This window comes from Vibrio sp. GLN_1, from assembly GCF_043106015.1.
In the GTDB taxonomy this organism is placed as follows: Bacteria; Pseudomonadota; Gammaproteobacteria; order Enterobacterales; family Vibrionaceae; genus Vibrio; species Vibrio parahaemolyticus.
The window spans coordinates 17,170-35,661 of record NZ_JBICMD010000036.1; the positions used below are offsets into that span (position 1 = coordinate 17,170).

Consider the following 18,492-nt stretch of genomic DNA (forward strand, 5'->3'; position numbering starts at 1 on the left):
ATTATGATCACACGTTCGCTTTTACGTTCCATGTTTGCATCTTGCGCTTTATTGGTCGCTAGCACGTCCAGTTTTGCGAGTGACAAAATGAAAATTGGTATCACGCTTCAGCCTTATTTCAGCTATGTGCACGCTGTTGTTGGTGACAAAGCGGAAATCTTGCCGCTGGTGGATGCTGGCTTTAATCCACATAACTACTTACCGCAACCGAATGATCTAAAACGTCTCAATGAAATGGATGTCATCGTGGTGAATGGTATTGGCCATGATGATTTTGCGTTGAAGGTGATCAACGCGTCGCAACGCGATGATCTCGTTGTCATTGAAGCCAACAAAGAAGTTCCGCTATTGCCAGCAATGGGACAATCAGTCGGGCAAGGCGCGGTGAATCCACATACGTTCGTTGGGCTCTCAACAACGATTCAAAAGGTTTATACCATCGCGAGCGAGTTGAGCAAACTCGACCCTGACAATGCCGATTTCTACCGTAAAAACGCGCGTCAATACGCTAAAACTTTTCGCATGATGAAACGTGATGCCATGTTGTCGTTGGGCGAATTGGACACGGCAGGAATGAAGGTTGCGACAACGCACAACGCATACGGCTACATTCTGCAAGAGTTTGGTGTGGATGTTGCTGCAGTGATTGAGCCAGCTCATGGCGTGGAGCCGAGCGCGAGCCAACTGCAAGAGACGATCGAGAAGATCAAACGATCTGGCATTGATGTGTTGTTTTACGAGCTGAATATGCCAAATCGCTTTGTTGACACCATCGAAGAAGCGACAGGAGTCAAGCTCTACCGTTTTTCTCACATGACGCATGGGGAATACGAGGCGAACAAAGTGGAAGTTGAGATGCGCGAAAATGTTGAGACCTTGATTAAAGCGATGAAGTTCGTGGCAAGCAAACACGCACAGGAGAAAGCGTAATGCTTGGTCCTTCTATCTCGATAGATAATTTAAGTCTCCAATACGGTGACAACGTGATATTGCAAAATGTCACGACAACCTTCGAGCCGGGTAAGTGCCATGTGATCATGGGTCCAAATGGTGGAGGAAAAACCTCGTTGTTGCGCTCCGTACTTGGACTTACGCCTTTTACTGGCGACATTTCCGTTCACTGGCCGAATAAGACTCACAATAAGCTTGGCGGAAACGTTGGTTATGTTCCTCAAAAAGCGATGTTTGAAGCCAGCTTACCGCTAACGGTGATGGATTTTGTGTTGCTGAACCAAACACGAATCCCACTATTCTGGCACCGTAAAACCAAACAAACACAACGTGCGTTGGCGCAATTAGATCGCGTCGGCATGGCCGCTCGCTCAGATCGTCGTATGGGGCAACTTTCTGGTGGTGAGCAACAGCGTGTGTTGTTCGCTCAGGCTTTGTTAGATGACCCAAGCTTGTTGGTGTTGGATGAGCCTACAACAGGGATGGACGAGCAAGGTGTGCGTTACCTTGAAGGGTTGATACATGAAGTTGTCGCGCAGGGCAAAACGGTGTTAGCGGTTCATCATGATGTCACTGCGGTGCGTCGTTTGGATGCAGAAGTGCACGTTGTTAACCGTCAGATTGTGGCGTCCGGACACCACTCGGATGTTTTGAGTCCAGATCGTATTGAAACACTATTTAAGCACTACACAACCAAAGCGGAGGCGGCGTAATGGAGTGGTTACGAGCACTGGCGGTGAGTGGTGTAGACGCTGGATGGTTGAGCGACAGCTTTGCGTACGCTTTTATGGTGAACGCGATGGTCGCTGCGCTGATTTTGGGGCCGCTACTCGGTGGGCTGGGCACATTAGTGATTGCTAAGCGTTTGGCGTTTTTCTCCGAAGCAGTTGGCCACGCAGCACTGACGGGGATCGCTATTGGTGTTTTACTTGGTGAACCGCCAGAAAACCCAATCATAGGGTTGTTTAGCTTCTGCATGATCTTTGCGTTGCTGCTGCACTTCGTGAGAAATCGCACCAATGTACCTTATGACACGTTGGTCGGTGTATTTCTGGCGTTAGCTCTGGCGGTCGGGGCGGCGTTGCTGATGTACGTCGCACGTAAGATCAACATACACATGCTAGAAAACGTACTGTTCGGTTCGATTTTGACGGTGACCGATAGAGACATCACGTTGCTTGCAGTGAGCTGCTTGATCATCCTGCTGCTGCTGATTCCGACATTTAATCGCATTTTGCTCACGTGTATCAGCCCAGATATTGCTCGCGTGCGTGGCTTCAATACCAGCTTTTACGATTACCTATTCGTCATGATGATCACTTTAGTGACGATCGCCGCAGTGAAGATCATTGGTGCCGTGTTAGTGGGTGCGCTGTTATTGATCCCTGGTGCGACAGCTCGGTTGCTCACCAAGCGAATGGGAAGCTTTGTATTGCTTTCTTCTTTGCTTGCGACGGTTGCTTGCTTGGTTGGCACCATATTGCCAATGGAGCTCGACTTACCGGTGCCATCGGGCGCGTCGATCATCATTGTTTCCGCTGCTTTCTTCTTAACTGCAACGGTTTATCGAATTATTCGTAAGGCGTGACCACGCTTTTACATACCCAACTTAAGTATCTCGACATGAAAATGAAAACTCTTACTTTAGGTTTAGGATTGATGGCGGTGAGTACATTGTCATCATTGGCGATGGCCAAAGATATTTTAACCACTACCCCTGTGACTTACATGCTGTCAGAGCAATTGATGAAAGGAACGGGCGTGGAAACCGCATATCTGCCTCCCAAACGCTATGGCATTGAACGCGTGGCGAATTGGTTCGCCACTAAAGGTGCAAACCAAGTTTCAGAGGCAGGAAAGAGCGCAACCGTGGCCATCACCATGAGAGCCATTTGGGACCAAGACCCGACGTATGTCTACGCACGACAAGGCAACATTCGTTTGATCGAAATTGATGCATCACAAGCGATTTCCCCTAGAGCTCAAGGCGTTGCAGCCTTAAAGCTGGAAGATGGAGCCACATCTAAGTACGTTTGGTTGAACCCAAGTAATTTAATTCGTATGACAGCGATTGTCGGTGACGATCTGCAAAAGTTGTATCCGCAGTTCCAAGAGCAAATCCAAAGTAATCAACAAGCATTAATGCTTAGCGTGCGTGAGTTGATTAACCAACAACAAGCAGTGATATTTGAAAAAGAGATCGATTCAATCGTGTTGGTGAGTGAATCACTAGAAGATTTTGCTTTAGGAAACCAACTTTTTGTCGTCAAACGTCAGTTCAAACCAGAGTTAGAATGGAGTGAAAAAGACAAACTATCTTTAAAAGCTCAGTTTGAACAAGATAAAACACTATGGTTGGTGACGGATAAAAAACCATCAAAAATCTTAACTTCTTTGGTATCACCGGATCGCATACTGCAAATTGATAATATTGACCGCTGGGGCAGTAAGGGTATCAAAACTGAGAAGCCACTCGCACGGTGGAAGATGTAACACGTAAAATGCCACAGAAGTAATGATAGGGAATGAAAAGTTCCCTATTTTTTTGTGGCGTAGATCAAGAATTGAGCACAAATAACACCAGTTGCATAAGAAAGTGTTTGTTTCATTTATATTTCATTACTACTTTGTTATCTGTTCGTTGCGAACGATTCAGTTTTATTCTGTTTTGAAACGAACCGGTACAAACAACTATACGGATGTTAACAATGAAAATGAAAACTCTAGCCGTTGCAGTGGCGGCACTAGCATGTGGTTCACAGGCCTTCGCAGCAGAAGTTTATAACAGCGATGGTACATCTTTATCGATTGGCGGTCACGTTTCTGTTGGCGTGGGTGAGTATTTCGAAGATGAAGTGAAAGTTCACCAAGTGTCTCCGCGTATCAACGTGGCGGGTAAAAAGGACATTGGCAACGGTGTTACTGTAGATGCGAAAGGTGAGTGGGCTCTTAACTACCTTAACGGTGGCGATCAGTCATTCAAAACTCGTCTAGGTTACATCGGCGCAACTCACGAGCAACTTGGTCGTCTTGTTGTTGGTACACAATGGGCACCATATTACGATGTCGGTGGCGTTGCGGATTTACCAATCGCGTTTGCTAACGATTTCTTGTACGACAACCACGGCAACCTAGGTACTGGTCGTGCAGACAAAATGGTTAGCTACCGCAAAGGTTTCCAATTTGGTGAAGGTTTTGCTTTCAACCTAGGTCTAGGTTGGCAAGGTGAGCAAACTTCAGACGCAACAACTTACGAGCAACGTGGTCAAATCGCACTTAGCGGTGCGGTAGCAGGCTTCGGTCTTGGTTACGTATATAGCGGCGGTGATGTTAAGAACGCAGCTCTAGGTACTAAAACAGCTGAATCACACCTATTCTCTGTAAATTACGGTGAGTACGGTTCTGGTCTATACGCAGCTGTTGTTTACGGTATGAACGATTACTTCTACGAGATGCGTGAAGAGACATCTCAGCTTGAAGGTCTATTGGCGTACGGTGTAAATAACTGGACGTTCAGCGTTAACTACGAAGGCGTAGAAGACGACAAAGACAACAAGACACTTAAGAGCGAAACAGCACTACAAGCTGAGTACTCAGTGACTCCTTCGTTCGTTACTTTCGTTGGTTACCAGTTCGACCTAGGTAATGACTACAACAACGAAGAGAACGATTACTGGACTCTAGGCGCTCGTTACTACTTCTAATAAATAGGACAGTTTCTACTGCCTAAACACGTTTATTGTGTTAACGCCTACTCGTTGTGAGTAGGCGTTTTTCTTTACGCTTTGGTGGTGATTTCCCCCTAAGCAGGTGGAATGAGGTTTAGGCTTAAATTGCTTCTCTGCTTCGAGAATGTGTCCAAACAAAAATGCCCGCAGTGTGCGGGCATTTTTATGAGTGGCGTGTATATGCTTATTTTTTATCGAGCAAGTCGAGGAAGAACGCGTATTCCAGTGCATCTTCTTTCAAACGTTTGAATCGGCCAGATGCACCGCCGTGTCCTGCTTCCATATCGGTTTTGAACAACAAGACGTTATCGTCGGTTTTCATTTCACGAAGCTTGGCTACCCACTTCATCGGTTCAAAGTACTGCACTTGAGAGTCGTGTAAGCCTGTTGTCACCAACATGTTCGGGTAGTTTTGCGCTTTGACATTGTCGTAAGGCGAATAACTCAACATGTAGTCATAGTATGTTTTGTTGTTCGGGTTACCCCATTCATCATACTCATTAGTGGTGAGTGGAATCGATTCATCAAGCATCGTTGTAACAACATCGACAAATGGAACATGTGCGCCAATACCGCGATACAGCTCAGGGGCTTGATTAATAATGGCACCCATCAATAAGCCGCCAGCGGAGCCCCCAACGGCGAAGACTTTGTCTTTCGCGCCGTAGCCTTGCTCAACCAAACCTTTAGTCACATCAATAAAGTCGTTGAAGGTATTCTGTTTGGTGAGTTTTTTACCATCTTCATACCAAGGTCGGCCTAGCATTTCAGAACCGCGAATGTGAGCGATTGCAAATACAAAACCACGGTCCAACAGACTTAGTCGTGCAGAGCCGAACGTCGGTTCGATGGTCGCACCGTAAGAGCCGTAACCGTATTGGTAAAGCGGATTTGTACCATCTTTCTTAAACAAGTCCTTACGATACACCAGTGACACAGGGACCTCTTTTCCATCACGTGCTTTGACCATGATGCGCTCTGATTGGTAGTTATCCGCATCAAAGTCACCCAATACAGGTGTCTGCTTCATGATTTCAGATTCGCCCGTTTTCAGATCGAAGTCGTAGTAGGTTCCTGGAGTAGTCAAGCTACTGTAGTAAATGCGAACTTTTTTGTTATCCAGTTCGAAGTTGCCTGTTAAGTATGCCGCGAACGCATCGTCATTAAATGTGAGCGGGAATTCTTTTCCTGTTGAAAGCTGACGCACAGTGACGCTCGCTAGACCGTTAGAGCGCTGCTCATAGACGAGGTGGTCATCGAATAGCTCGAAGTCAACAAGTTGAGTATTGTCGTCTGCGGCAATCACATCTTGCCATTTAGAACGATCGTGCATCTCCTCTTGCTTAACTTTCATCAAACGGAAGTTGACGGCTTGATAGTTGGTATAAATGTAATACCAATTGTCTAGCTTGGAAATGCTGTATTCAATGCCATCTTCTCGAGGGTAGAACGGTTCCGCCTTCGCTTTAGGATTGTTCGCATCGATGATGGAGACGCCGCTGGTCTCTGTACTCGAATGCCAAATGTAAACGTCGTCACCATCTTTGCTTTTGCCTAGTGAGGTGTAGTAGGCGCTGTCGGTTTCTTCAAAAATCAGCTCATCGCTGCTTTGTGGTGTGCCTAATACGTGACGATAAACTTGATAGCCTAGCAAGGTTTGTGGGTCTTTTTTGATGTAATAGAACGCGTTGTTGTCGTTCTGCCATGCGACAGCGCTTGACGCCCCTTCAATTTCATCTTGTAAGTAATTACCTGTGGTCAGATCTTTAATCTTAATGGTGTAAACACGGCGGCTTAATGTATCTTCGCCATACGCCAATAAGTTTTCATTCGGGCTGACGTACAGGCCACCAATACTGAAAAATTCATGCTCTTTCGCAAGTTCATTGACATCTAAGATGACTTGTTTGTCTTTACCAGCAAAATCTTTCGCTCGAAGATGAACTTCGTATTCGTTATCTCCGGTAACTTCACTTGAGTAGAAGTAGTTTCCTTTACGCACAGGAACGGAGTTGTCGTCTTTTGCTATGCGACCTTTAATTTCTTCAAATAGCTCATTTTGAAGAGTTTCAGTGTGCTTGAGAACGGTTTCCGCATACTGATTTTCTTGCTCTAGGTGCTGCAAAATTTCTGGATCTTTACGCTCGTCGTCACGCATCCAGTAGTAGTTATCAACGCGAGTATCACCATGAATGGTCATCGCGTGAGGGATTTTTTTTGCAACCGGGGCTTGAGTTTGCTGAGCAACGATCTGTGATTGGGAATATTGAGTCATGGTTGGAGTTCCTTGATTGCTGCATCCGGCGATAAGCGCGACCGATACGGCCAACGTAGTTAAAGTGAAACGCATCTGTTTATCCTTATATTTTATACCTAAGTTGCCTCATCCTGAGGGTATGGACTTTGGTTTCATTGAGAGTTTTCAGGCTGGTCACGCTTTTGTTTTAGAGAGCAGAAATGTGGTTCGAGAAGTGAATACTCTCACCATTTCTGAACGGCTCATTGTTGTGACCTGTTGGCTTGAAAACGCATTGTGTAAGCAGCTGTTATTTTTAACAAATATCACTTCTAAAGTTAAATCATTCTCATCAATAAATAGAGGTAGTGTGATATGAAAAAAGGGACACACTATTTCGTGCGTCCCTTTTCAATGCGTTGGTCAGATTGAAATGGCGGTTAAATGACTTGTGGCATTTCGTTTGAGTGATCGTGTGCTCTGTGTACCCACAATAGGCCAAGCATCGCGACAATTGACATTGCCATCATCAAAACACCAAGCGGCATTTGGTTATGCGCTGGGAATAGCGATGCAAGCAAGGTTGCAATACCGGCGCCCAAGTTCTGCATGCCACCCAGAGTCGCACCAGCTGTCCCCGCGTGGTAAGGGAACGGAGCAATTGCGCCTGTTGTTGCCGCAGGGAACAGGATGCCCGCACCTAGGAAATAAATAGTTGCGCCACCAATTAACGTCAGTGCAGTTGTTACGCCAAACAAGCCTGGGATTAATACGACGGCTGAACCGATAAAGATCGACACCAAGCCAACATTTAACGCACGACGCTCAGAGCGACGCTGCGCGATATAGCTAGACAAACCTGCTCCCACTAAGTAGCCCGGGATCGGCAAGATAAACAGCAAACTTACGGTAGTGGCTGGTAATGCCAATACACCACCTAGTAATACCCCAGCTGCTGCTTCGAACACACCTACGCCAGCAAACGTCGCAACTAGGCAGATTAAAAAGCCTTGGAAGCGGCGGTCAGACAAAACGTGCTTGTAGCTTTTTGCCACTGGTTCGAACTTGCGTTTCTCTTTTGGCAGAGTCTCCATCATGCTGGTCATCATGGTAATCACCACCGCGATGCCGAACAGGGCTAGAAATAGGTAGCTAGAGCGCCAACCAAATGCTTCTGTTAGGTAGCCGCCAAGTACTGGTGCCATTAGTGGTGAGAAAATCACGCACATGCTGATCAAGCTGTTTGCACGATGCAGCTCAGCACCTTCAAAGCAGTCGCGAGTTAGAGTTCGTGACATCGCGCCGCCACAACCGATCCCCAAACCTTGAATGAAGCTACCAGCCAAGAACCACTCAAATTGGTGTGCAAATAGCGCCACCAAAGTACCTAGGATGTAGATAAGTAGACCGACGATGATGATCGGTTTACGACCTAAGCGGTCTGATAGCGTGCCGTACGCAAATTGAGACAAGCCATATGGGATCAGGTAACAAGCCATCACTGCTTGAAGTGATGACGCAGATACCAAAAACTCACCCGCCATATGACCGATTGAAGGCACGTACATTGTCTGGGTCATTTGACCCACGGCAGTCAATATTGCGATTAAAAAGGTAAGTTTCGCTAATGGAAACGAGGCAGACATTTGCGTATCTCTCCAAAAAATTTAAGACGTAAAAACCCTTAGCTCTCCAAGTCGAAGTGCCAATTTATTGCTGGTGTTACGGGGTTATTTGCGCGAGATATTAGTGCTTGCCTATATAATTAGCAATCTAAAAGTGTGAACTTGAGCAAGATAAAAATCTATGATTTGGATTAGAAAAACTAATCTTTATTTTGTGGGGGTAAACGCATGATGCCATTTTCTCAATTCAGGGGAGGTTTCTATGTCGATTCGACATATGGTACTTGCTAGCTCATTGGTTCTACTGATAAAAACAGTAGATGAGAAAGTGCCAATCTTAAGTGTGGGAAAAAGCGATTTTAGGTGAGGAAAAGGCTTAACAAGCCGTGATAAAGAAAAAGGGAGCCGAAGCTCCCTTAGAAATGATTATGTTTATTCGCGGCCAGATGCGTATGCGTAAAGCATTTCTAGCGCAATGGTTGCTCCCGCTAGTGCGGTAACATCGCTGTGGTCGTATGGAGGCGATACTTCTACAACATCCATACCCACGATATTCATGCCGGCTAAGCCACGAATAATTTTCAGCGCTTTGTCTGAGTTCAAGCCACCACAAACTGGCGTACCTGTTCCTGGTGCAAAGGCTGGATCCAAGCAGTCGATGTCAAAAGTAACATACACTGGCTTGTCTGCTACGGTGCGACGAATCTCTTCTAAGATCTCGTTCACCGACATGTCATTCGCTTGCATCGCATTAATCACATTGAAGCCGTGATCTTGCTGTTTGTACTCAGTACGAATACCGATTTGTACTGAGTTCTTCGCTGAGATCAAACCTTCTTTTGGCGCATGGTAGAACATCGTACCGTGGTCGTATGAACTGCCATTTGCGTAGGTATCCGTATGAGCGTCAAAGTGAATCAAAGCCATTTGGCCATGATGCTTTGCGTAAGCACGTAGGATAGGCAGTGTGATGAAGTGGTCACCGCCCAATCCCAACATGGTTTTGCCGCTTTTTAGAATTTCACTGGTTGCCGCCTCTAGACGGTAAGTGAAATCTTCCGCATCACCGCAATCGAACACAAGGTCGCCCGCGTCGATCACTTTCAGTTTATCCAATACGTTGAAGTCCCAAGGGAACTTCTTACCTTCCCATGCCAAGTTGACTGAGGCACGGCGAATTGCATCTGGACCCATGCGTGCGCCTGGACGACCAGATGTAGCCATGTCCAGAGGAACCCCTAGCACCACAACGTCTGCGTCTGCCGATACCGGATTACGAATGTACGGTAGACGTAAAAACGACATAGAGTTGGAGTAAAGCGAATAATCGGTTTTAGTAAACAAATCATTCATATCAGAAGTCCTCTAAATAGGTGTATCCCGCTAGACCTTGTTCTAGTTCTGCTAGGATTTGTGCTTGTTCATTGGCTTCAACTCGTTGGGAAACCAATTGTTTGTAATTGTCACGAATCGCATCCACGTCGATATGAACGTAGCGCATCATGTCTTCTACACTATCACCTTCATTGATGTAACTGATCTCAAATTGACCGTGTTCATCAACATTGACTACTGCACTGTGGGTGTCGCCAAATAGGTTGTGCATGTCACCAAGGATTTCTTGGTATGCGCCTACTAGGAAAAAGCCCATTAGGTACGGTTTGTCTTTGCTCCAAGCTGGTACAGGTAGCGTGCTCTCGATGCCTTGACCATCAACGTAGTGATCGATCGCGCCATCAGAGTCACATGTGATGTCCAACATCACAGCACGACGCTCTTCCGCATCGCCAAGACCAGAAAGTGGCAGAACAGGAAACACCTGATCAATACCCCAAGCATCTGGTAGAGATTGGAAGAGAGAAAAGTTCACGAAGAACTTATCTGCAAGACGTTCGCTCAACTCGTCCAGAATCGGACGGTGGAAGCGATTCTTAGTGCTCATCTTGCGGCTTAGTTCGAAGTAAATACGCAGTGACAGTTGTTCTGCCCATGCACGTTGCTCCAAGTTAAGCACGCCAGTTGCGAATTGAGAGTGTACCTCTGCCAAATCACTTTGGGTATCGTTGTAGATCTCAATTAACGCACGAGCGTCTGTACCATCTTGTAAGTTTTCCCAGTTTCGCCACATGTTTTGCAGCAAAAGTGGAGCATCTACGCCCAGTTTATGCACTTCTTCCGGTTGGTATGTTTCGGTACCAATTACGTTCGAAATCAATACAGCGTGGTGTGCTGTCAGTGAACGCCCGGATTCAGAAATGATCACTGGCATTGGTTGTTCGTATTGCTGACATACATCGCCCACTGTGTTGACGATATTACGTGCGTACTCTGCAAGGCCGTAGTTCATCGAGTTCGATGATTGGCTGCGTGTGCCGTCGTAGTCGACTGCCAAACCGCCGCCCACATCGAAGTATTCGATGTTTGCACCCAATGCGCGTAGTTCGCAGTAGAAACGAGCAGATTCGTTCACACCATTACGTACGTCACGGATGTTTGCCATCTGTGAGCCAAGGTGGAAGTGAACCAATTGCATCGCATCTAAGCTGCCTTCACGTTTCAGACGTTCAATAACGCTGAGCACTTGCGATGCAGACAAACCAAACTTCGATTTTTCACCGCCACTTGCTTGCCATTTCCCTGCACCTTGAGAGGCGAGGCGAATGCGCAAACCAAGGCGCGGTTTTACGCCCAAGCTTTTCGCTTCTTCTAGCACCAGATCCAGCTCAGAAAGCTTCTCTAGTACGATGAATACTTTGTGGCCTAGCTTTTCACCGATCAGTGCAAGACGCACATACTCACGGTCTTTGTAGCCGTTACACACGATCACGGAGCTGCCTTGTTGAGCCAATGCAAGTACTGCCAACAATTCTGGCTTGCTACCCGCTTCAAGACCAAGCTGTTTGGTTTCTAGTTGAGCTTGGCTCGCTAGAATTTCATCCACCACTTCACGTTGTTGGTTTACTTTAATTGGGTACACCAACAGGTATTTGTTTGGATATTGGTATTCTTCAATTGCTTGGTTGAAAGCGTGGCAAATTCCATGCACACGTTGGTGCACGATTTGCGGGAAGCGCACTAATACAGGCAGATTTAACTGCTGCGCTTCTAGCTCATTTACAATGGCACTGAAAGGGATTTGATGTGCACGATCACTACGAGGTGATACGTAAACCTCGCCTTGGTCATCAATACCGTAGAAACCTTGGCTCCAGTAGTGAACGTTGTAGTCCGCGCGGATGCGGTCTAATTTAGTTGCTTTTTCCAACTCGATTCTCACAAAAATGTACTTAAGTCCTTAATTAATTAGAAGGAAAAGTACAAAAAAGCAAATCATGAGGTATTAACCTCATACCCTGACACGAACTCCGTGTGCGCGCATTAACGGATAAAAGTGCCTCTGAGTCTAATGATTAAAATCTATCATCTCGATTATGATTTGTTGTCGTCGTTGGGTGTGAACATTTGTTTACCGGAGCGTCGATTCTGCTGTTATAGTTGGTCTGACCAGCAAGGAAGCGGTCATGAAAAATCTCATTCAAATAAGGACATATTTTGCAGCTGCACAGAATTCAGGGATACATTCAGACCATGTATCTCGCCGAATATCCCGATAAATTAATGTTGCTTGATGGTGCAAGTCGAGCAGACATTCCTCACCTTAAAGATTTTATTGAACATCAACTCCATCGCCCTTTTTCTGACCTAAAGTTGGTCGTTGTGACTCATATGCATCCAGACCACGCTGGTGGCGCGCACAAGCTGCGTGATTTGACCGGATGCAAAGTGTTAGCCGCAAAGCGAGAAAGCCAGTGGTATGACGGTGTAGATGGTTGGTTAATGCATTTAACCGATTTGATGTTGGCGCGCTGGATGGCGAACCGGATGCGTAAACCAAAGCGAAACCTGTGGTATTCGCGCAAGCTAAAGCCCGATATCGAACTCATCGATGGTGAGTGTATTCCGGGGTTTGATGATTGGCAGGTACTAGAAACGCAAGGACATACCGATAGAGATCTGTCGGTTTATCATTCTGAACAAGATGTATTGTATGTGGCGGATTTGATGGTGCAGGTTAAGAAGCATCTTATTGCGCCGTTTCCCATATTTCATCCAAACCAATATCGCCAATCATTAAAGCGCGTGTTTGAAATGAATCCGCAATGTTTGCTTTTGGCACATGGGGGAGAGGTGACTTTTGATGAGAAAGCGTATCAGCACATTCTGCATACTGCGCCGACTAAGCCGATGACCCATTGGCGAGTGACAAAAGTTAAAGCGAGGGGATTGTTGTTTGCGCTATTTCGTAGGAAGTAGATGAAGGTAAAGCCAGACGAGTGATGCTCAACAAAAACGTTCGATCACTCATCTGAAGCTACGGGGTTAAGACGCCAATAAGTGAGATTGGCTAGGGTCTACCAGCACTTTGTCTGCCATACCCTGACGACCTAACAACATCATGTAAGTCATTTTTTCACGGTTAGTCAGCGTAATGTCGATTGGCCATTCTTGGTCGCCCAAGCGCAGCATCGTGGTGATGACGCAGCGGTGCTCAAAAGTACCGTTCGAAGACTTAACCTTGCGGTTTGCCTTTAGCTTCGCTGTGCAGCGAACCACTTGTTCTAAGTGATAAACATCCGGGTGTAGATCGAATGCAACGTAAGACTGACCATCTTTTTCAAAGCAATCAATGTTATCTACATGCAATGAAGATGTTTGTGCGCCCGTATCAATACGCGCTTCAAGGTGAGTAATCCCTAACTCTGGCAAGCAAATAGCTTCGGCATTCCCAATGATCATTTTCTGATTCATAGTGTCATCCTAGCGACGAGTAACAAGAGAGCCGGATTTTGGCTCTCTTGTGCGTTAAACAAAAATCAACCTTTACCGCGAGTACGGTTTGAATTTGGCTTAGCGTTTTTCTCGATAAAATCGAAGATCATACCAGCAACGTCTTTACCTGTTGCTAGTTCGATGCCTTCTAGGCCAGGTGAAGAGTTCACTTCCATCACCACTGGACCATTTTTAGATTGAAGGATATCCACACCACAAAGGTTCAAGCCCATCACTTTCGCTGCATTTACAGCGGTTGCGCGTTCTTCTTTGCTTAAGCGTACGAGTTGCGCAGAACCACCACGGTGAAGGTTCGAACGGAATTCGCCTTCTTTTGCTTGGCGCTTCATTGCAGCAATAACTTTGTTACCGACAACAAAACAGCGGATGTCCGCGCCTTTTGCTTCTTCGATAAACTCTTGCACCATGATGTTTGCTTTCAAACCCATGAATGCTTCGATCACACTTTCTGCCGCTTTATTTGTTTCAGCAAGTACAACACCGATGCCTTGAGTACCTTCTAGCAATTTAATGACTAGAGGTGCGCCACCAACGTTTTTGATCACGTCCTGAATATTGTCAGGGTGGTGAGCAAAGCCAGTACGCGGCAAACCGATGCCTTTACGTGATAGCAATTGCAATGAACGCAATTTGTCACGAGAGCGGCTGATCGCTACAGATTCGTTGACACAAAATGTGCCCATCATTTCAAACTGACGCACAACAGCAGTGCCGTAGAAAGTGATGGATGCACCGATACGTGGAATAACAGCATCGTATTGCGGCAATTCTTCACCCTTATAGCGGATCATAGGGTTGTTGCTCGTAATGTCCATATAACAGTGCAGAGTGTCGATAACATCGATTTGATGCCCACGCTCTTCACCCGCCTGTTTTAGGCGCATGGTTGAATATAAATTCTCATTACGAGAGAGAATAGCAATACGCATGGCAATTCCTTAGTAAGTCAGTACCAAATTAAAATATAAGTATAGAGTATAGAATGTAGTAGGCAGGTGATCATGGTATGACATAACCTACTTACTTCAACGATTTAGAAGTGTGGTTGAACAACCACGTCGTCAGAGGTGCGCACCTTAGGTTTTTTTGTTACAAGTTTAAAACGAAAAAAAGCATTCGTTACGACAAAAATTATTTGTCGATTTATCGCGCCTTACAGCGATTGTGTGTCAATAGTTTAGCGAATAAAACCAGTGAAAAAATCATGGGCATTGAGTTTGAAATTCGCGCAAAAAACGCCCGGATTTACTTGCGCAAGGCCATGCATATTGGTGTTATTGGAACAAAAATCACAACAGAAAAGATTTTTTAGCCGCTATAAATTTTACGAAACTTATACAAAAGGTGGTTTAAACCAATGCACACCCACTTTCTTTACGAAAGACGCTTATTTCCCAATGATGCCTGATAACACCTCTTTTATTGTGGTATAGCGCAGCGGTAATGTGCGCCCCCGTTTTTTGACTAAATACAAATCTTCATAAACGGTTTGTTTTAGCTGCGCGACGTGCAATTCTTCTCTATTTGGAAAGCTTTCTACTGCACTTTGAGGCAACACCGTAAATCCCAATCCTTTGCTAACTGGCAATAATATTTGGCTTAATTGATTGACGAAGCCCGAAAGCGGCATGTCACTCATTTTTATCTCTTTTAATTGTGGCTCTGCACATTGGTCAAAAAACAACGTCATATAGTGCTCGGCATCGGGATGGCCAATAACACCGCATTTTTGCAAGATCTCAGGCGTTAAGGGCTCGGCTTTATATGCGTGGGGAAGGATCAAGCACAGCGCTTCTCGACCGATTCGTTCGCTTTGGAAGAGGCTTTTGTTTGGAGCGTCAGTCACGATGCCGATATCAATGCGGCCTTCAGAGATACCATTAAGAATAGATTGGTTTGGCGCGGCTTCTAAGTGGATGGACAAACTAGGATGTTGCGTTTGTTGCTCTAATAGAGGGCCGTAAAGCATGAGGGCCAACGCACCGGAACAAGCGAGTTTACAATGGCCAGAATAGGCATCATCAAAGCTGAGTTCTTCTAGTAAGCTTTTTTCGCGCTCCTCTAGCTCCAACGCATAGGCGTAAACCATACGACCTTGTTCGGTGAGCTCGAAACTTTTGTTCTCACGTTTGATCAAGGCATGCTGACAACTTTGCTCTAACTTCTTGATGTGTTGGCTAACACCGGGTTGAGTCATGTAGAGCTTTTCTGCGGTTTGCGTAAAGTGGCCGACTTCGACCAGAGTCTTAAACGTGTGTAACCAAACGGGATTAAGCATAGTGCGTGATGTGCTGTGAGCTTGCTAAGAGACGTTGAGAAAATAATAGCATGGCACTGCTCGAAATAAATCGGCTGAAGTGAATTGGGTGGTTCGCGAATGCTAAATAGCAGACAAAATAAAACCCCGCCTGGTTTCCCAGACGGGGCTTATTCTCTTTCGCAGCAATCCAGCTACTAATAGGTGCTCCCTGCATCTATCCTTGATTGTGGCTAAGTCCTTTAACCGAGTTCCTTGTTCATCGCCTTCCTAGCGGTGTCCATTCTTGCCTATCATCCTGACGGGCGAACTCTATCCTAGAGCTTAACTACATCCTTGCTGATAACTCATCCTAAGCTACCAAATCTTCATCCTGAAGATACCTAGTCCATTAGGCTTTTTTCCTGTTCCCGCCAACATCCTGTCGACACAATCAGTATTGATGTTTTGCTGATTACTCTCAATCAGCTAGGTAAAAAAACTTTGGCAGCGAATATTATGAAAAATACTATAAGTTTTAATTTTCAAATAGTTATATGTATTTTTTGATTTTATCTTAGTCAAAGATGGTCGTTTTGCTTACATCGCTTGTGAGAGATCTCGCACAAGGTGTCGAGCAAATGTCCGAATTGGCGTCGTTTTCATCTTGTTTAAGAACTTGCTCAAGATCACAACTCGATTTGTAGCCATAAAATTTGGTGATGGTGTTAGGTGAGATTTCCATTTCTCTGATAGCGAATTTTGCCCATTCATCGCGAGTTTTGTGCAGGATTTGGCGTAGCTTGATAGTGAAGTGGCTCATAAAAGCTTCCTTAGTTATCTTGTCTTTACAAGGCAAGAATAAGGAAAGGGACAACACCAAGTTGATAGTATGCCGTTTAATATCAATACTATTTCGGCGTGATGAAGATTATGCCGGCAATACTGATATTATTTGAGCGTGAAACAATACTATCTTGTGGAGTAGCCAATGGCACACATCGAAAAAGTACCGCAGAGACCAGGTTTTTCTTGGCGCTATCGTCGCATTGATGAGGTAGAGAAAGAGTACGACCTCCATTTTCACGATGATGTGTTTGAGTTGGTCATCCATCGACACTTCACTGGCAGTTTGCATATTGGTCATCACGAATTAGAAGTGACTCACAACCAAATGCTATTGATCGCGCCTGGTGTGCCTCATTCAATTCACTCCACATTGGTCGAAAGCAAGTGCGAGACTCATGTGATTTGGTTTAAGCGTGAGTGGATTGCCAATTTGATGTTCTATTGCGCAGAGCTTAGAAAGCTTGACCCGCTTTTAAAGGCGGCCAATAAAGGTGTGGTGTTTTCTGAACGGACAGCTCAGCACGTTGTGGATCTTCTGGATGAGCTCATGACGTTTCCTGCAATGGAGCAACTATCGAGATTTCTCCATGTTTTGTCTCTGATTGCTCACGATGAAGGAGCAAAAACACTGATGACTCACTCATACTTATCGATGAGTGAACACGAGCTACAGGAAAGAGAGCGCGTGGCAAGTGTTAACGCGTATCTCGAACAACACTTTGCAACTAAGGTGACGCTCGCAGACTTGGCGAACTACTTATCGCTGAGTGAAAGTGCGGTCACAAGATTGTTTCAAAAGCACTTTAAAGAGCCGTTTAGCCAACGTCTAATGAAATTGCGGATCAATCATGCCGCAGATTTGCTGCAATCTACGTCGTTGCCGATTGGGATTGTGTTTGAGCGAGTCGGATATCGTAATCAAGCCCTGTTTAATCGCCACTTCAAAACGTACAAAGGACTAACACCACGCGACTACCGCCAGCATTATCAGCAGCGAATTCAGCCTTAATGGGAATGGTATGCAACTGCTAGTAAGAACGTGAAAAGAGTTACTCGACGGAAAGTGATGTGCAATTGGTATATTACTTGCAAAGTTTTTCAGGAATCATTATTAAGATTCAATGACAGTTAATTTAGGGAACTTGATTGCCATTTTTCTGTCATATCTCGTGAGTAATTTGACCGTGTCAGGAAGGTAATAATCGGTTTTAGGTGTCAAAAATGGCTGCAATAGAACCGTTTTTATCATTATGTTGTGAAATGAGTCACGGTTAAATAATTGGTTCCCTTATAGATTGAAGGGGATAAAAAACCTTAGACAATAAGCTCATAAAGAGCGTTACTTATAGAAGATGAGGGAGATTACTATGAAAAAAATGAGAAGAGCTCAGCTACATCGTGTTCGCATCCAGTACTGGAAAGATACGAAAGAAGCAACAGCTAAGAAATCATAGTTAACCATACTCGAAGTCCTTGAGCTGGCAATAGAATTCAAACGTTCTCTACGCATTGCCAGCTCCAAACACCACCAACACTTCAAATCTAATTTTAAATTCAGTTTCATCACCCATAAAAAAAGCCAGTCCGAAGACCAGCTTTCTCTAACGTATTTGCTTGCCTGCTATTACAGGTAGTTTGCGTCAAGCAAGTCGCCAGCTTTCGCGCTTTTCACTTCTGGACGAGCTTCTAACCAAGCAACGACTTGTGCTTTTTGCTCTTCTGTCGCGCTACCGTAACGTTCTGTAGAACATAGGAAGCCTTCAAATAGCTCCAGACCGCCGCCGCCAAAGCATAGACCTAGAGTATCAATGTAGTCGATAAAGTCATCAACGAATGCATCGTAACGGTCGAAGTCGTTGATGTCTGTTTCACAGCTGATTTCGAAACCTAGGATTGCGAACTCACCTAAGAACAGCTTTTTACGGATACGACGGTTCTTGTTATCGATTTTGTCTAATTTCATGATTCTCTCTCGTAGATGATTTGAGTACGTACACCTTATACCTTCTATCAGAC

16 protein-coding genes are annotated in these 18,492 nt (G+C 45.3%); 7 read left to right on the forward strand and 9 right to left on the reverse strand.

Annotation, left to right across the window (positions count from 1 at the left end; genetic code table 11):
• Positions 1 to 3: 3 nt before the first annotated feature.
• The 5 genes from ACF8OV_RS17925 to ACF8OV_RS17945 all read left to right on the forward strand — a co-directional run bounded on the left by ACF8OV_RS17925 (position 4) and on the right by ACF8OV_RS17945 (position 4,655).
• A complete protein-coding gene (locus ACF8OV_RS17925) occupies positions 4 to 930 on the forward strand; it encodes a metal ABC transporter substrate-binding protein (protein ID WP_276397726.1) in 927 nt (308 codons plus the stop codon).
• Positions 930 to 1,664: a metal ABC transporter ATP-binding protein gene (locus ACF8OV_RS17930; protein ID WP_276397725.1), complete on the forward strand. Its 735-nt coding sequence runs from the start codon at positions 930 to 932 to the stop codon at positions 1,662 to 1,664. The genes ACF8OV_RS17925 and ACF8OV_RS17930 overlap by 1 nt, the downstream gene beginning before the upstream one ends.
• Entirely contained in the window at positions 1,664 to 2,539 is an 876-nt protein-coding gene (locus tag ACF8OV_RS17935) for a metal ABC transporter permease (protein ID WP_005479618.1), read from the forward strand. The genes ACF8OV_RS17930 and ACF8OV_RS17935 overlap by 1 nt, the downstream gene beginning before the upstream one ends.
• A 35-nt stretch (positions 2,540 to 2,574) precedes the next feature.
• Entirely contained in the window at positions 2,575 to 3,444 is an 870-nt protein-coding gene (locus ACF8OV_RS17940; protein ID WP_276397724.1) for an ABC transporter substrate-binding protein, read from the forward strand.
• 215 nt (positions 3,445 to 3,659) lie between these two features.
• Positions 3,660 to 4,655 (forward strand): porin, encoded by a 996-nt coding sequence (locus tag ACF8OV_RS17945; RefSeq protein ID WP_069548953.1) that lies wholly within the window; start codon positions 3,660 to 3,662, stop codon positions 4,653 to 4,655.
• 208 nt (positions 4,656 to 4,863) lie between these two features.
• Here ACF8OV_RS17945 and ACF8OV_RS17950 read toward each other — a convergent pair whose 3' ends face one another.
• From ACF8OV_RS17950 to speA, 4 genes are all read right to left on the reverse strand, one after another.
• Positions 4,864 to 7,029, reverse strand: coding sequence for a S9 family peptidase (locus tag ACF8OV_RS17950; RefSeq protein ID WP_276397723.1), 2,166 nt, complete (start codon positions 7,027 to 7,029; stop codon positions 4,864 to 4,866).
• 326 nt (positions 7,030 to 7,355) lie between these two features.
• A complete protein-coding gene (gene emrD / locus ACF8OV_RS17955) occupies positions 7,356 to 8,561 on the reverse strand; it encodes a multidrug efflux MFS transporter EmrD (RefSeq protein ID WP_005459347.1) in 1,206 nt (401 codons plus the stop codon).
• 411 nt (positions 8,562 to 8,972) lie between these two features.
• A complete protein-coding gene (speB, locus tag ACF8OV_RS17960; protein ID WP_005393578.1) occupies positions 8,973 to 9,893 on the reverse strand; it encodes an agmatinase in 921 nt (306 codons plus the stop codon).
• A gap of 1 nt (position 9,894) precedes the next feature.
• Positions 9,895 to 11,805: an arginine decarboxylase gene (gene speA / locus ACF8OV_RS17965; RefSeq protein ID WP_203504299.1), complete on the reverse strand. Its 1,911-nt coding sequence runs from the start codon at positions 11,803 to 11,805 to the stop codon at positions 9,895 to 9,897.
• Positions 11,806 to 12,128: 323 nt separating this feature from the next.
• Here speA and ACF8OV_RS17970 point away from each other — a divergent pair, with 323 nt between their 5' ends.
• Positions 12,129 to 12,854: an MBL fold metallo-hydrolase gene (locus tag ACF8OV_RS17970; protein WP_021450327.1), complete on the forward strand. Its 726-nt coding sequence runs from the start codon at positions 12,129 to 12,131 to the stop codon at positions 12,852 to 12,854.
• A 66-nt stretch (positions 12,855 to 12,920) separates the two neighbouring features.
• On the opposite strand, the gene ACF8OV_RS17975 is transcribed toward ACF8OV_RS17970, so the two are convergent.
• From ACF8OV_RS17975 to ACF8OV_RS17990, 4 genes are all read right to left on the reverse strand, one after another.
• Complete coding sequence (locus ACF8OV_RS17975; RefSeq protein WP_005459284.1) at positions 12,921 to 13,349, reverse strand: RimK/LysX family protein; 429 nt, start codon at positions 13,347 to 13,349, stop codon at positions 12,921 to 12,923.
• A 65-nt stretch (positions 13,350 to 13,414) separates the two neighbouring features.
• Positions 13,415 to 14,320 (reverse strand): 30S ribosomal protein S6--L-glutamate ligase, encoded by a 906-nt coding sequence (rimK, locus tag ACF8OV_RS17980; RefSeq protein WP_005459235.1) that lies wholly within the window; start codon positions 14,318 to 14,320, stop codon positions 13,415 to 13,417.
• Between the two features lie 458 nt (positions 14,321 to 14,778).
• Positions 14,779 to 15,669 carry a LysR family transcriptional regulator gene (locus ACF8OV_RS17985; RefSeq protein ID WP_005484243.1) on the reverse strand — a complete coding sequence of 297 codons (891 nt, stop codon included), beginning with the start codon at positions 15,667 to 15,669 and terminating at the stop codon, positions 14,779 to 14,781.
• A 535-nt stretch (positions 15,670 to 16,204) separates the two neighbouring features.
• Complete coding sequence (locus tag ACF8OV_RS17990) at positions 16,205 to 16,450, reverse strand: hypothetical protein (RefSeq protein WP_025507391.1); 246 nt, start codon at positions 16,448 to 16,450, stop codon at positions 16,205 to 16,207.
• A 168-nt stretch (positions 16,451 to 16,618) separates the two neighbouring features.
• Here ACF8OV_RS17990 and ACF8OV_RS17995 point away from each other — a divergent pair, with 168 nt between their 5' ends.
• Positions 16,619 to 17,485, forward strand: a complete 867-nt coding sequence (locus ACF8OV_RS17995; protein WP_031413947.1) for a helix-turn-helix domain-containing protein — start codon at positions 16,619 to 16,621, stop codon at positions 17,483 to 17,485.
• Positions 17,486 to 18,100: 615 nt separating this feature from the next.
• Here the strand turns inward: ACF8OV_RS17995 and ACF8OV_RS18000 are convergent.
• Positions 18,101 to 18,439, reverse strand: a complete 339-nt coding sequence (locus tag ACF8OV_RS18000; RefSeq protein ID WP_005459294.1) for a YggL family protein — start codon at positions 18,437 to 18,439, stop codon at positions 18,101 to 18,103.
• Positions 18,440 to 18,492 lie beyond the last annotated feature (53 nt).

Bases quoted from the DNA above. Each gene is read 5' to 3' on its own strand.
- ACF8OV_RS17925 (WP_276397726.1), top strand. From the start codon at position 4: ATGATCACACGTTCGCTTTTACGTTCCATGTTTGCATCTTGCGCTTTA.
- ACF8OV_RS17930 (WP_276397725.1), top strand. From the start codon at position 930: ATGCTTGGTCCTTCTATCTCGATAGATAATTTAAGTCTCCAATACGGT.
- ACF8OV_RS17935 (WP_005479618.1), top strand. From the start codon at position 1,664: ATGGAGTGGTTACGAGCACTGGCGGTGAGTGGTGTAGACGCTGGATGG.
- ACF8OV_RS17940 (WP_276397724.1), top strand. From the start codon at position 2,575: ATGAAAATGAAAACTCTTACTTTAGGTTTAGGATTGATGGCGGTGAGT.
- ACF8OV_RS17945 (WP_069548953.1), top strand. From the start codon at position 3,660: ATGAAAATGAAAACTCTAGCCGTTGCAGTGGCGGCACTAGCATGTGGT.
- ACF8OV_RS17950 (WP_276397723.1), bottom strand. From the start codon at position 7,029: ATGCGTTTCACTTTAACTACGTTGGCCGTATCGGTCGCGCTTATCGCC.
- emrD (WP_005459347.1), bottom strand. From the start codon at position 8,561: ATGTCTGCCTCGTTTCCATTAGCGAAACTTACCTTTTTAATCGCAATA.
- speB (WP_005393578.1), bottom strand. From the start codon at position 9,893: ATGAATGATTTGTTTACTAAAACCGATTATTCGCTTTACTCCAACTCT.
- ACF8OV_RS17970 (WP_021450327.1), top strand. From the start codon at position 12,129: ATGTATCTCGCCGAATATCCCGATAAATTAATGTTGCTTGATGGTGCA.
- ACF8OV_RS17975 (WP_005459284.1), bottom strand. From the start codon at position 13,349: ATGAATCAGAAAATGATCATTGGGAATGCCGAAGCTATTTGCTTGCCA.
- rimK (WP_005459235.1), bottom strand. From the start codon at position 14,320: ATGCGTATTGCTATTCTCTCTCGTAATGAGAATTTATATTCAACCATG.
- ACF8OV_RS17985 (WP_005484243.1), bottom strand. From the start codon at position 15,669: ATGCTTAATCCCGTTTGGTTACACACGTTTAAGACTCTGGTCGAAGTC.
- ACF8OV_RS17990 (WP_025507391.1), bottom strand. From the start codon at position 16,450: ATGAGCCACTTCACTATCAAGCTACGCCAAATCCTGCACAAAACTCGC.
- ACF8OV_RS17995 (WP_031413947.1), top strand. From the start codon at position 16,619: ATGGCACACATCGAAAAAGTACCGCAGAGACCAGGTTTTTCTTGGCGC.
- ACF8OV_RS18000 (WP_005459294.1), bottom strand. From the start codon at position 18,439: ATGAAATTAGACAAAATCGATAACAAGAACCGTCGTATCCGTAAAAAG.